17 protein-coding genes and 1 riboswitch are annotated in these 12,841 nt (G+C 56.2%); of the genes, 10 read left to right on the top strand and 7 right to left on the bottom strand.

The window, feature by feature from the left end; translation table 11 throughout:
• Nucleotides 1-165 precede the first annotated feature (165 nt).
• The 8 genes from glmM to B9A13_RS04870 all read left to right on the top strand — a co-directional run bounded on the left by glmM (nt 166) and on the right by B9A13_RS04870 (nt 6,846).
• Nucleotides 166-1,533, top strand: coding sequence for a phosphoglucosamine mutase (gene glmM / locus B9A13_RS04905; protein ID WP_084233921.1), 1,368 nt, complete (start codon nt 166-168; stop codon nt 1,531-1,533).
• Nucleotides 1,534-1,612: 79 nt separating this feature from the next.
• The gene (locus tag B9A13_RS04900) at nt 1,613-2,236 is read left to right on the top strand and encodes a sigma-70 family RNA polymerase sigma factor (RefSeq protein ID WP_084233920.1); all 624 of its coding nucleotides are present in this window, start codon (nt 1,613-1,615) and stop codon (nt 2,234-2,236) included.
• Between the two features lie 92 nt (nt 2,237-2,328).
• Nucleotides 2,329-2,613, top strand: coding sequence for a zinc-ribbon domain containing protein (locus tag B9A13_RS04895; RefSeq protein ID WP_084233919.1), 285 nt, complete (start codon nt 2,329-2,331; stop codon nt 2,611-2,613).
• Between the two features lie 417 nt (nt 2,614-3,030).
• A complete protein-coding gene (locus tag B9A13_RS04890) occupies nt 3,031-3,237 on the top strand; it encodes a DUF1858 domain-containing protein (RefSeq protein WP_084233918.1) in 207 nt (68 codons plus the stop codon).
• Between the two features lie 337 nt (nt 3,238-3,574).
• Nucleotides 3,575-4,693: a M50 family metallopeptidase gene (locus tag B9A13_RS04885; RefSeq protein WP_084233917.1), complete on the top strand. Its 1,119-nt coding sequence runs from the start codon at nt 3,575-3,577 to the stop codon at nt 4,691-4,693.
• 41 nt (nt 4,694-4,734) lie between these two features.
• On the top strand, nt 4,735-5,259 hold the full coding sequence (gene dcd, locus B9A13_RS04880) for a dCTP deaminase (RefSeq protein ID WP_084233916.1): 525 nt from the start codon (nt 4,735-4,737) through the stop codon (nt 5,257-5,259).
• Nucleotides 5,260-5,344: 85 nt separating this feature from the next.
• On the top strand, nt 5,345-6,064 hold the full coding sequence (locus B9A13_RS04875; RefSeq protein WP_084233950.1) for a class I SAM-dependent methyltransferase: 720 nt from the start codon (nt 5,345-5,347) through the stop codon (nt 6,062-6,064).
• Nucleotides 6,052-6,846, top strand: coding sequence for a Nif3-like dinuclear metal center hexameric protein (locus B9A13_RS04870; protein ID WP_084233915.1), 795 nt, complete (start codon nt 6,052-6,054; stop codon nt 6,844-6,846). The genes B9A13_RS04875 and B9A13_RS04870 overlap by 13 nt, the downstream gene beginning before the upstream one ends.
• Before the next feature lie 114 nt (nt 6,847-6,960).
• Here the strand turns inward: B9A13_RS04870 and B9A13_RS14080 are convergent, their stop codons facing one another.
• On the bottom strand, nt 6,961-7,104 hold the full coding sequence (locus B9A13_RS14080; RefSeq protein WP_159448030.1) for a hypothetical protein: 144 nt from the start codon (nt 7,102-7,104) through the stop codon (nt 6,961-6,963).
• Nucleotides 7,105-7,240: 136 nt separating this feature from the next.
• Between B9A13_RS14080 and B9A13_RS04865 the strand changes: the two genes are divergently transcribed.
• Nucleotides 7,241-7,963, top strand: coding sequence for a YebC/PmpR family DNA-binding transcriptional regulator (locus tag B9A13_RS04865; RefSeq protein ID WP_084233949.1), 723 nt, complete (start codon nt 7,241-7,243; stop codon nt 7,961-7,963).
• A 142-nt stretch (nt 7,964-8,105) separates the two neighbouring features.
• On the opposite strand, the gene B9A13_RS14260 is transcribed toward B9A13_RS04865, so the two are convergent.
• The 4 genes from B9A13_RS14260 to B9A13_RS14580 all read right to left on the bottom strand — a co-directional run bounded on the left by B9A13_RS14260 (nt 8,106) and on the right by B9A13_RS14580 (nt 9,241).
• Nucleotides 8,106-8,258 carry a CPC_1213 family protein gene (locus tag B9A13_RS14260; protein WP_200809683.1) on the bottom strand — a complete coding sequence of 51 codons (153 nt, stop codon included), beginning with the start codon at nt 8,256-8,258 and terminating at the stop codon, nt 8,106-8,108.
• Nucleotides 8,259-8,312: 54 nt separating this feature from the next.
• Entirely contained in the window at nt 8,313-8,522 is a 210-nt protein-coding gene (locus B9A13_RS04860) for a heavy-metal-associated domain-containing protein (protein WP_084233914.1), read from the bottom strand.
• Nucleotides 8,519-8,677, bottom strand: a complete 159-nt coding sequence (locus tag B9A13_RS14255) for a hypothetical protein (protein WP_200809682.1) — start codon at nt 8,675-8,677, stop codon at nt 8,519-8,521. Before B9A13_RS14255 ends, B9A13_RS04860 begins: the two co-directional genes overlap by 4 nt.
• Before the next feature lie 429 nt (nt 8,678-9,106).
• Entirely contained in the window at nt 9,107-9,241 is a 135-nt protein-coding gene (locus B9A13_RS14580; protein WP_278309000.1) for a hypothetical protein, read from the bottom strand.
• Between the two features lie 286 nt (nt 9,242-9,527).
• Here B9A13_RS14580 and B9A13_RS04855 point away from each other — a divergent pair, with 286 nt between their 5' ends.
• Nucleotides 9,528-11,018: a hypothetical protein gene (locus B9A13_RS04855; RefSeq protein ID WP_084233913.1), complete on the top strand. Its 1,491-nt coding sequence runs from the start codon at nt 9,528-9,530 to the stop codon at nt 11,016-11,018.
• Nucleotides 11,019-11,347: 329 nt separating this feature from the next.
• Nucleotides 11,348-11,430, top strand: a riboswitch (cyclic di-GMP riboswitch).
• A gap of 44 nt (nt 11,431-11,474) precedes the next feature.
• Here the strand turns inward: B9A13_RS04855 and B9A13_RS04850 are convergent.
• Together B9A13_RS04850 and B9A13_RS04845 are read right to left on the bottom strand one after the other, a co-directional pair.
• A complete protein-coding gene (locus B9A13_RS04850; protein WP_084233912.1) occupies nt 11,475-12,332 on the bottom strand; it encodes an S-layer homology domain-containing protein in 858 nt (285 codons plus the stop codon).
• Nucleotides 12,332-12,793, bottom strand: a complete 462-nt coding sequence (locus tag B9A13_RS04845) for a hypothetical protein (protein WP_084233911.1) — start codon at nt 12,791-12,793, stop codon at nt 12,332-12,334. The genes B9A13_RS04850 and B9A13_RS04845 overlap by 1 nt, the downstream gene beginning before the upstream one ends.
• Nucleotides 12,794-12,841 lie beyond the last annotated feature (48 nt).

Raw genomic sequence — 12,841 nt, 5'->3', positions numbered from 1 at the left:
TACGCATATGGCACATGGGAGGTTCGTGTGATATTCACACGAACCACATAAGATATTAGTCCCATTTTCTCGCCGCTTCGCGGCAACCGAAAATGACGGACAAAAACCTCCCATGCGGAGAGACCATTTAATCAGTTAATACGCGCAGAGCGCATGGGAGGTTTTATGGGTAAATTATTCGGGACGGACGGAATCCGGGGCGTGGTCAACGAAGGGCTGGACGCGGCTCTTGCTTTCCGGGCTGGGCAGGCGGCGGCCATCGTGCTGGGGGAGGAAAAACACGGCCGGGCGCTTTTTCTCATCGGCAAGGACACGCGGATCTCCTCCGACATGCTGGAAAACGCTCTGACTGCGGGGCTCTGCTCCTGCGGGGCAGATGTTCTGCGTCTGGGAGTCATGCCCACGCCGGCAGTAGCCTACCTTACGGTACATCTGAAGGGCGACGCGGGAGTGGTCATCTCGGCATCCCACAATCCCTTTGAGCATAACGGGATCAAGATCTTCAACGGACAGGGCTTCAAGCTCTCCGACCGGTTGGAGGAAAAGATCGAGGAGCTCATTCTGTCGGGGAAACCGCTGCCGGTAAAGACCCGGGGCGAGTTGGGCCGGGTACGGGACGGAGGAGAAAAGGAGATCCGCACCTACATCGGACATCTTGCGTCTACCTTAGAAGAAGAGCCGGCGGGGCTGCACCTCGCGGTGGACTGCGCCAACGGAGCAGCGTCCAGGATGGCGCGGGAGCTCTTTTCCCGCTTTCCCCTGGAAGCGGATTTTATCAACGACGAACCCGACGGCGTGAACATCAACGACGGCTGCGGCTCCACCCACCTGGAGGGACTCAGCCGGAGGGTGAAGGAGGGCGGATACGACCTGGGAATCGCCTTCGACGGAGACGCGGATCGCTGTCTGGTGGTGGACGAGAAAGGCCGGGCGGTGGACGGGGACAGAATTATGGCCGTTTGCGGCCAGGCTATGAAGAAAAGGGGAAGACTCGCGGGGGACACCATCGTGGCTACGGTGATGTCCAACCTGGGATTTCATAAGTTCGCGGAAAGTGCCGGAATTCGTCTGGAGTGTACCGACGTGGGGGACAGGAACGTGCTGGAGCGGATGCTGGAAGGCGGCTTCGTCCTTGGCGGGGAGCAGTCGGGGCATCTCATTTTCTTGGAGCACGCCACCACGGGGGACGGACAGCTTGCGGCGCTGCAGTTTCTCAGCGTCCTGTGCGCTTCGGGAAAACGGGTGTCGGAGCTGGTATCCCAGGTTCCCCAATATCCCCAGGTGCTGGTGAATGTCCCCGTTTCCGGGGACAGGGAGGCGAAGAGCAGGCTCATGAATTCGCCCGTTCTCAGGGAGCGCATTCTTAAAGAGGAAAAAGCACTCGGAGGGGATGGAAGGATTCTGGTGCGTCCCTCCGGCACGGAGGCGCTTATCCGCGTTATGGTGGAGGCGGGAGAGTCGAATACAGCCAAAAAATGCGCCGAAGATTTAGCAAAAGTAATAAAAATACTGGACGCTGGAGGGAAATGTTAAATTATTTTGCATAAACCCTTGACAGAACTGCAAAAAACCGGTTATACTATTTAAGGACTATAAGGCTTGAGGGACTTTAATGAACTCTTGGACTGAGTATACAGACGATCAGCTGTGCAGTATGGTCTCCAACGGCGACCGAAAGGCAGAAGAGGCGATCGTCACCCGCTATAACCGTCTGGTGCGCGCGTGTGCGCGTCCTTATTTTCTTGCGGGCGGGGACAGCGAGGACCTGATCCAGGAGGGCATGGTAGGATTACTCAAGGCGGTCAGGGAATACGATCCCGCCAAGCAGGCCTCTTTTCGAACGTATGCGGAAATCTGCATACGTAGCAGATTGTATTCCGCCATCAAGGCAGCGGCCCGTGACAAGCATACTCCTTTGAATCGTTCCATTCCGCTGGAAACACCCTTCTTTGACAAAAATACCGACCTCATGACGTATAGAGCATCCAATCTCCGGCAAAACAACCCCGAGGAACTGATTATCGGAAGGGAAGAATTTGCTGAACGTTTGGACGGTCTAAAAGGCCAATTGTCAGAGTTTGAAGCAAAGATTTTGGGGTATTACCTGAAGGGACTTTCGTATCTTGAAATCGCAGCCGAAGTAAATCGGTCCCCAAAATCGGTGGACAACGCTGTCCAGCGCATCCGGCGCAAATTGGCACAGCAAATTAATCCAGGCGACTTCAGTAAAAGCTGAGCGCATATATGCCCTGAAACAAGATAATTAGTTCATCCAGAATCGGTGCGACTAGTCGGGGGCAATCATTTTGTCAAAGAGAGGGTTCAAAAATGTACGAAGACAAAACACTAACTTGCAAGGAATGTGGCCAGACGTTTGTGTTCACCGCCGGTGAGCAGGAATTCTACGCAGAGCGTGGCTTCCAGAACGAGCCTCAGCGCTGCAAAGCTTGCCGGGACGCCCGCAAGAACGCCGCCAGAGCGCCGAGAGAGTATTTCACGGCCGTGTGCGCCGCCTGCGGAGGAGAAGCGAAGGTTCCCTTCGAGCCGAAATCCGACAGACCCGTTTACTGCAGCGACTGCTTCGCTCGTATCCGGGAGAACAACAACAACTAATTTGGACGACCTGAGCGCCCGCCGAAAGGCGGGCGCTCTACTTTGCGAATTTCCGAGAATTCACTTGAATCCTTGCGGGTATACGGGTATAATACTGCTATTCTCCGCTTTTGTCGGAGAAAGGCAGCGCATGCTTTTACGGCGGCGCCGGCAGCAGGGCCGATTGCGGCACCGCCGGGGTCAGCCAGAAGAGCGGTATTCCTGTAACGAAACCGGACAAGCGTATTGTTTTGCTATGCAAGTTTCAGCAGAAACGGCCGTGCCGCGCTCTGAGCGGGCAGCGGCGTGAAATCCCGGCGCGCGGGCGCTTCAACGAGCGAATGCGCAAAAACTTCATGCGCCGCGGCTTTCGCGTTTATCGCGATTCACCTTCGCGCATGAAGATCTATACCAAACCATTTCGGAGGTTAAAAAAACATGAGGGAAATCAAAAAAGATACCATTATCGGAGAGATTCTGGACTTTGCGCCGGAAACCACCCCTATCTTCCTGTCCATCGGAATGCACTGCCTGGGCTGCCCGGCCTCCCGGGGAGAGACGGTGGATGAGGCCTGCATGGTTCACGGAGTGGACACGGAGGCACTTTTGAAGAAGCTCAATTCCCTGCTGGCGGAGAAAAAATAACACGGAGAATTCAGCCCCTCAAAAGACGGTCTTTTGAGGGGCATTTTCATGGGGCGGACAGGAAGCCGCAAAATGCGGACTTTTCAGCCGGTGGCGTACGTGGTAAAATGTATACTGCCGATTACGGCGGCAGCTAGGAACAGACCGGCGGCTTTTTGCGCCATGGGACGACATAAAAGATTCCCGCTCAAAGAATCGCATCTAATCAAAATTCGTATAAAACACGGCAGCCGGGGGAGATATACGAAAATACCCGGCGGCGTGGGACAGGCGGAGACAAGCGTTACCGGGCTTCAGGGCGGACCGCTTTCCTCCGGGACAGACAAGGGGGTCCCCGTTGAAGAGAAAAGAGAAGAAAAAACGGCGTCGTTCCGGATTTCTCGTCCAGCTTGCCGTGGGAGCCGTCATCGGTACGGCATTGGGATTTACCGGAGTTTACCGCTTTTTTCATTCGGCGGGGGAAGGGGAAAGCCTGCTTACCGTATTTTTGCTCCTCTTCGCGGCAATTTTTCTCACCGTTCAGCTTCACGAGCTGGGGCACCTGCTGGCGGGTACGCTCACTGGCTGGCGGCTGTTTTCTTTCCGGGTGGGCCCTCTGTCCTGGAACAATGAAAACGGGAGAATGAAATTTACCTGGATCCCCAACCGGGGATACAGCGGGCTTTGCGCCATGGTGCCGCCGGAAAACGCATCCGCCGCCGTGAGCGTACTGTACTACTCCGGCGGGATTCTCGTCAATTTTCTTACCGCGGCGGCAGTCTATCCCTTTTTATCCGCAGGGGTTTCCGGAGGCCCGGGCACGTTTCTGACGGATCTTTTCCTGATGGGACTTCTGGCGGGAGGCATAAACCTTTTTCCGTTCTATTCGGGCAACAATCCCACGGACGGGATGATTCTCTGGAGCTTTCTGTTCCATAAATCCTCCGCCCGGCGGATTATGGAATATAACCGCGCGGCTTCGCAGCTCGCCTCGGGCGTCCGCCCTAAAAACCTGGTACTGGGAGAAGGGCTCGCGGAGCCTGGAGCGGCGGGGGGCCAAATCCTGTTTTTCCGGTATCTCAAGGCCCTGGACGAAGGCGACACGGAGAGCGCCCGGCAGTTTGCCCGGGAGATGGAGATGTCTATCGAGAAGCTTCCCGCCCCGTCGCTTCCGGGGGTGTATTACGAGCTTTGCTATATGCGCTGCCTTGCCGGGGATCCAGACGGCGCGAAACGGTTTCGGGAAGCATGCCGGAAGACGCTGGACAGAGATATGGACGCCAACGGCCTGCGGGTGAAGGCGGCCTATGCCTTTTACGCCGAGGGCGACCGGGAAAAGGCTCTTGAGCTCTGCGGACGGGCCCTTTCGGTGGTCCCGCGGTTTCCCCTGAAGGGGCAGGGAATCCTGGAGCGGGAACTGGTAAACCGGCTGCTGGAAGAAATGAAACGGACAAGAAACGACGGAAATACGGATTGAGTCCGAGCGTTTTCCCATTTTTGCCGAGGAAGTGGAGAGATATGATACTGTCCGGAAGAGAAATCCTCAGACACATGGGGCGGGAGATCGTGATAGACCCCTTCGACCCCCAAAAAGTCAACCCCAACAGCTACAACCTTTCGCTGCACAACGAGCTTCTGGTCTATGAAAACCGGATTCTGGACATGAAGAAGCCCAATGAAACGCGGAAGATCGTCATACCGGAGGAGGGCCTTCTGCTGGAGACCAACCGGCTGTATCTGGGGAGAACCAGAGAGTACACCAAGACAGACGGCTTTGTGCCCATGCTGGAAGGGAGATCCTCCACGGGACGCCTCGGCCTCTTTATCCACGTGACCGCGGGGTTCGGAGACGTGGGCTTCTCCGGGTTCTGGACGCTGGAGATGTTCTGTATCCAGCCCATCCGCATTTACCCCGGCGTGGAGGTCTGCCAGATCTATTATCACACCATCCAGGGGGACTACGATCCCTACCGGAGCGGAAAATACCAGAACAACACCGGCATCCAGCCGAGCCTTTTATACAAGGATTTTGAAGAGAAATAGACCGCCGCACAGCGGGACAACCGCACAGACGGTATCCGAAGCAAACCGCAGAGTGCGGCAGGACGCGGACAGGGGGGAGCTGGCCATGGAAACACGGAGACCGGAGCTTTCCGCCCGGCTTTCCGCCGTCGCGGAGTGGGTGCCGCCCGGCGCCCGGGCGGCGGACATCGGGACGGACCACGGCTTTCTGCCGGTCTGGCTGATGCTCTGCGGTTCGGCAGAGCGGGTGATCGCCACGGATCTGCGCCCGGAGCCTCTTTCCAGGGCGGTAAAGACGGCGGAGCGGTACGGCCTGGGAGACAGGATCGAATTTCGCCTGTGCGACGGGCTTTCCGGGATACTGCCGGAGGAGGCTGACACCGTCATCATCGCGGGGATGGGCGGGGAGACCATCGCCTCCATTCTGGAGGCGGCAAGCTGGACCCGGGAGGGCAAGCGGCTGATCCTGCAGCCCATGTCCAAGCTCCCGGATCTGCGGGGCTGGCTTGCCGGCGCGGGGTATGCCATTTCCCGGGAAAAGCTTGTCCGGGAGCGGGGGAAAATACGAACGATCCTGCTGGCGGGGGGAGGGAAGACGCCTCCCATGACGCCCGCCCGGCTGGCGGCGGGATTTTCCCGTCCCGAGGCCGGGGAACCGGGACTTCCCGAAGAGTACCTTGCGGAGCTGAGCCGGAAAACGGAGCGTGCTCTACTGGGGCTTGCGCGTTCTGGCAAGCCGGAGGATGCCGGCAGGGCGGAGCAATACCGACAGGTATTGGAGGGCCTCGCGGAACTGAAAAAGGAGTGGAGCATATGCCGACGGTAAGAGAGATCCTGAATTTTCTGGATACACTGGCGCCCATGGAGACGAAGATGTCTTTCGACAACGTGGGGCTGCTGGCCGGGGAGCGGGACAAAGCCGTTACGAAAGTGCTGGCGGCCCTTGATATCACCGACGACGTGATTTCCGAGGCGGAGAAGATGGGGGCGGAGCTCATCGTGGCCCATCATCCCCTGATCTTTACCCCCCTGAAGCATGTTACCGACGAGGACGCCGAGGGGCGGCGGGTGATCCGCCTCATCCGGAGCCAGATCGCCGCCATCTGCATGCACACCAATCTGGATCTTTCAAACGGTGGGGTTAACGACGCTCTGGCGCAGCGGCTTGGGCTGTGTAATGCGGAAATCCTTCACATGGAGGGAAAGGGCCCGGACGGCGAAGTTTACGGGCTGGGGCGGATCGGAACGCTGAGGGAGGCTCTCCCCATGGAGGACTTCTGCCGGAGGGTCAAGAAAGAGCTGGGCTGCGGGGGACTGCGGTGCTTTGACGCCGGGAGGCCGGTTTTCCGGGTCGGCGTCGGCGGCGGTGCCTGCGGAGACCTTTTGGAAGAAGCGGCGGCGCGGGGATGCGACACCTATCTGACTGCGGACGTGAAATACAATGTGTTTCTGGAAGCCGCGGCGATCGGCATAAACCTCGCGGACGCGGGTCACTATCCCACGGAGGACACGGTAATCCCCGTCCTGGTACAGCGCATCCGGGGAAAATACCCGGAGCTTACGGTTGTTAAATCGGCGAGGCACCGGGAGGTCATCCGGTATTTATAAGATAAATGCCTTTTCGGAGGTGGCCGTTACCCAAAAAAATTGCGGATAAAGCCGGAGCTTTTATCCGCGGGGCAGGGGTTTCATTTTAATGGCCGGGAGCCGGTCTCCGGCGGGTTACAGGGCGTCCGTATAATGGTATTTGGGAGTCGGTTTACTGGAGGGGTCGGTACCTGCGGTTTTTCCCGTCCGCTCGGAGGGCAGGGTTCCCCGGCTTTTGTTTGTATCCTTGCCGTCTTTCTTTTTCTCGTCTTTGCCCACAATGATCCTCCTTTCGCAGAATTTTCCCAGAATGGCTGGAAATAGATTGCTCCGGAGGCCGTATTTTATACGCCCTTGAGTTTTTTCACCCGATGTGATAGAGTAATAATGCTGATTTCAGGAAGGGAAGATGGGCATGTCAGGACATTCCAAATGGAAAAACATACTGCATAAGAAAGAAAAGACCGATTCTCAGCGGGCCAAGGTATTTACCAAGATGTCCCGTGAAATTATCGTGGCGGTGAAAGAGGGGGGCGGCCCGGATCCCGCGGCCAACTCCCGCCTGAAGGACTGTATTGCCAAGGCGAGGGCAGTCAACGTGCCAAGCGACAATATCCGCAGGGTGATTGAAAAAGCCGCCGGGAACGACGGGACCAATTACGAGACCATCGTATACGAGGGGTACGGACCCAGCGGCGTGGCCGTGATCGTGGAGACCATGACGGACAACCGGAACCGGACCGCCTCGGAAATGCGGCATTATTTCGACAAATATGGCGGAAACCTGGGTGCCACCGGCTGCGTTTCGTGGCTGTTTGACAAAAAGGGCGTCATCGTGGTGGAGAGCGAGGACCTGGACGAGGACAAGGTACTGGAGGACGCCCTGGAGACGGGTGCCTCGGATTTCTCCAACGAGGGCGAGGTCTATGAGATCTACACCGAACCGGACGACTGCGGCACGGTGACGGAAGCTCTTGCGAAAAAGGGCTACGTCTTCGTGAGCGCGGAGGTGGAAATGGTGCCCCAGAACTACATCGCCCTCCAGTCGGAGGACGACGTCAGGAAAATGCAGAGCCTCCTGGAGCTGCTGGAGGATAACGACGACGTGCAGAACGTCTGGCACAACTGGGAAGAATAGAACATTTAGAATTTAAGCCTTCCTGAGACACGCGAGAGCGGCGCATCAGGAAGGCTTTCTATATTTTTAACAGAGATTTCGAAAAGACCGGTTCAGGCCGCTGCAGACGTGCCGATCCGCTTCCCTCAGTATTGAAACCATCCTATTTACGGGTTTCCTTTTCGGGCTTTTCCTTCAGGCCAGAAACCGCCCTTGCGCTCTCGGCGTTGGGGTCGTGCTTTATCTTCCTGGAATGAAACGAACCGTCTTCCTTTTTCCGGTTTGCCGTGCTTTTCTTTTTATTATCATTTCCCATGGTAATTTCCTCTTTCCGGTCGCTATCCGTCCTGCGTCCAATTGAAGCGGAGCGTTACCCGCCGATTATCTTGAATCCGCTTTCCCAGATACAGTCCTTGATGCTGTTTTCCGATGCCGGCTGGTTATATTTGATTTCAATTGTGCCTGCAGACAGATCGACGTCTACTTTGCCGACCCCCTCGATTTTATCCAAAGCGTTCTTGAGCTGCGTCTTGTGCTCTTTGTTTTGAATCCCTGAAATACGGCACATCAGATGATTCATCTGCTGTCCTCCCTTGTTTTTTCCCGCCCGGCGTCATGTAAACCGATTTTTTTGCCGTGAATCATGCCGGCGCCGGAGTTCTCTTTCGGTTTGATTTTTCTGAGCTCGGGGTTGCTTTTGGGTCTGTCCTTCCTCCGGTTTTTATTGTTGTCCATAGCGCTCCCTTCCCAATGCCCACGGAATTTGCGAACGTACTTAGTATAGGGCAAAAGGGTTGATTTATACCGGCGAAAAGGACGGGAACTTTATTGTCAAACAGAGGCAGGAGCTCCTTTCAGAGCCCCTGCCTTTTGGCCAGTTATTTAATTATCCCCGGAGAAATGAAGAATAACAACTTAACCATCCGCCATCCTTCATCAGACTAAACGGCCCGAATCATTACGGGTTCAAAGATAAGCCGGTCCATTCCGATCATCTCCCGAATCCAATTAAATCTTTGCTCAATGAGGTACGCGAATCGTACCCGGATAATAGTATGCTCCTATTTTCGACTGCTATGACACTATCGGCTGCCATTCTATGGAATCCTACATTTTAAAAAAGCGTGACCGACGTTATTTGGCGGCAGCGCAGGAGATAAGCATTCAGACATCGTCGTTTTCAACGGACTGCTTTTTTGCGTTTTTATTTTGATTCTGATTTTCGCGGGTGATGGCGGTCTGACCGCGGGCCTTTTCCCGCCGGGCCCGTTTATTATCCGGTTGGCTGTCTTTCGGCATGACATCTTACCTCCTTTGTACATGCGGAGTTTTCGGATTAAGTGACAGAAACGGCGCAGGGAGCGGGGACAGACCGTTTGAAGCTTGAATGACCCCATGTATTTATGCTATACTTGCCGTGAACCGTATATATTATTCCTTTTTACGCAGATACTTACATGTAGTTTACATAAAACAAATGGCGAGGAAAATCCGAAGCATACGGTTCCTCCCCGGGTCTTCCGGGGATGGATTTTATGAACCGGCCGAGCATGAGAACGTACGTCAATGGGAGAAGGAGGACAACATGAAGCAAACGGTAAGGAGACTGCTTGCCGCAGCCGTCGGTGGCTGCCTGTGCCTGGCCCTGGCTCTGCCGGGAATGGCGGCGGGGAGCGGGAGAGACGTTTCCCGGGAAGAGGCGCTGGCGGAGGATTTAAAGAACCTGGGACTCTTCCGGGGGATAAGCGACACGGACTTTGCCCTGGACCGGGCCCCCACGCGGGAGGAAGGGATCGTCCTTCTGGTCCGGGCGCTGGGGAAGGAGAGCGAAGCTCTGGCAGGCTCCTGGACGTATTCCTTTGCGGACGTACCGGACTGGGCGGCGGCCTACGTGGGATACGCCTATGAAAACGGGCTTACCAACGGCGAGTCCGAAACGAAGTTCGGGGCGGGGGAGACCTGCAGCGAGGCGATGTTCCTGACCTTTCTTCTGCGGGCGCTTGGGTATTCCGACGCTATGGACGAGGATTTCGCCTGGGACACTCCCTGGGCCCTGGCCTCGGACTGCGGAATCCTGCCGGAAGGCATGAAGGGGGATATCTTTTTACGGGCAGACGCGGTGACGGATCTCTACGCCGCGCTGGCGGCGTCTTTGAAAGACGGCGGACAGACGCTTGCCGAGCGGCTGGAGGAGCAGGGCGCGTTCAGCCGGGAGCAGTATGAGGCGGCAATCGATGAGAACACGATCCTGGACTGGAAGGCGCTGGACGCGGCGGTATCTGCAGCTATCCAGGCCCATGAAGGCCGGGAGGGGCTCAGCGCTTTTTACTTCGGCACGGAAAGCCATGTGCTGCTGGAGACCGCCCGGGAGGGGGACACCATCCGGGTCTCGGCGCTCTACTATTCCTGTATCTACCACTTCTCCAAAGACGGCGGTTCCGGAAGCGCCGCCTATTCCTCCCTGGCTTCCATTGCCCTGCGGCAGGGGAGCGACGGAACCTATAGTGAGACGGATTACTGGAGTTTATGGGACACGGAAAGCGATCCCGAGGCCAGCCTCCAGTCCAGGTTTTCCGACGACGTTCTCTCTTTGTACTCGGATGTCGGAGGGGACCTGAGCTTCATGCAGAAGGTCTGCGACAAAAGAGCGGAAACTTACCGGACCGAGGTCTTCGAGGCCTATCAGCCTACCTATGAGCAGGCTCTTCAGGAGGTGCTCTCCGGCACGGGGATGACCGTCCAGGAACAGCTGGAGGGCAAGGACTGCACCGTTTTATACGGGGTGCTGGGCGGGATCCCCCACGCGCCGTATTATTTCCTGTATGTGGTGGGATACGACGGATCCATGGTTTCGCTGCCGCTGCCGAAGGAGAGCGGGTGGGGGAATCCTTCCGAGCCGGAAAACCTGCGCCTTTCCGAGGACAAAGCGACCTTATATTATGAGGTTACCTTTACCTACCGGGCGGTTATCGACGAGGGCCTGGATTCGGAAATGTTTCTCCACGAGAAGGGAGTCTACCGCTACAGCGTGAGCCTGCCGGACGGGGAGGTTGCGCTGGAGATCACGGAGGAGTAAAGGATATCAGCGGCTTCTTCTTACGAGAGAATCATGAACATGAGCGGGTTTGTTGAAGCATTCACAAAATTTGTAGGAATATTGACATTTTAGTGGGATTCCCCCCGCCGTTGGCGGGGGAATCCCACTAAAATTTTAAATATGTGCATTTTACAACAGTTCCCTATTAATACGGAGGGGATTTTGTTCGATAATATGAATTGGGAACAGAACCCATAAAAACCTCAGAAAGTAAGCCGTTCCATACAATGAAAAATTCCCCGGAAACGATTGCTTTTTCGGAAATAATGGCATATACTTCTATTTATGGGAATTGTTGATTTTTAAAATTAAATACTGGGCAAACCTGCCGAAAGACAGGGGCGCAAAGCTATAGGGCCTATCTCTTAACGAACGGCAGCCAGTTGTATTTTTTTTCGGGGATGGGCTTGCCATCTCCTTTTATTTTGCTCATTTTTATTCTGTACCGGGTGAAGTTTGCGGCAGCGGCATGAAAGCCCCATGAACGCGGCCGTAAAAATAAAATGGCATTGCAAGAGTCGGCAGAAATAAAATTAAACTGAAAGACGGAGGTAAACATGAAGAAAAAGGTATTGAGTTTTCTGGTAACGGCAGCGATGCTGATCTCTCTGCTGCCCGCCGCCGCACTGGCGGCATTTTCCGACGTGGACGGGCATTGGGGGCAGGCAGCCGCCGAAAAATGGAGCGAGCTGGGATGAAGAGTTCCCCCTGGCTGCTGCTTCCGGTGATGTGAATGGAGTTGGCTCCGCCGCCCCGTACGATGGTCCTGCCCTGGACGGTGACGTTTGTGAGCGTGACGTTTCCGTCGCCCACACCCTGGGCGATGATGAGATCGCCTGTAATCACCATGTTCCGGAGCACAGCCCCGTCCGCGCTGACGATGGCGCTCCCGGCCACGTTCCCGGTGTACTCCTTCGCCTCGTTGAACAGGCCCTTAATCGAATTGTCCAGAACCGTAACCACCTCGGCCCGGCTGATGTCGGCGCCGGGGTTGAATTTTCCCCCATAGCCCTGCATATATCCGTGATTCGCCATTGCGTTCACATATCCCGCCGCCCAGTCGGAAATGCTGCCGGTGTCGGAAAAACGGACGGATGTAGAATCGGATGTTAAAAGTCCCAGTGCCCGCCCCAGCATTGCGGCCGCTTCTTCCCGGGTGATGTTGTCCAGCGGCCGGATCTTGTCTCCGTAACCCTGGATCACTCCGGCTGCGTTCGCCTTTAAAACGGCCTGGGTATAAAAGGCCTGTCCCAGATCGGAAAAGCGGTTGGAACTCTGGGTCTGATATCCCATCAGCCGGCCTGCGCGGCTGCGTATCCGGGCATGGTGTCAAGCAGACTGCCCGATGCGATCTTGGAAACGCTCACATTGCCCAGCGTTACCACCGGTGTATAATCCCCTCCGCCGGAAATCGGCGTAGTGACCAGGGAGTTCCCGTTCCCGTCCACGGGAGCCACGGTAACGGCATCGTTTACCTGGATGCTGGAGGGCCTGTTGCCGTCCACCACAACGTTGTCGGCGTTGACAACCGCCGTCGTAATCGTGCCGCTGTTATTGACGGTGACGGATACGTTGGCCGTCAGCGTCCCCACATGGGAGCTTGCGTCCACATTCACGGTGGCCGTTCCGCCGGATACCGCCAGATTGGTAATGGCGGCGCCCACGGCGTTTACGGTGACGTCCGCGCGGATCTGAACGCTGGTGAAGCTGCCGGTAAGTGAAAAGACCGACGACGGAGCTGTCCGCGTGGTCACGGCAGACGGTTCTGTGGTGAACGCCGTATATGTGGACGACGGCAGCTG

This window comes from Papillibacter cinnamivorans DSM 12816 (genome assembly GCF_900176335.1).
GTDB lineage: Bacteria > Bacillota > Clostridia > Oscillospirales > Oscillospiraceae > Papillibacter > Papillibacter cinnamivorans.
This window is presented reverse-complemented; position numbering and strand designations above follow the sequence as displayed.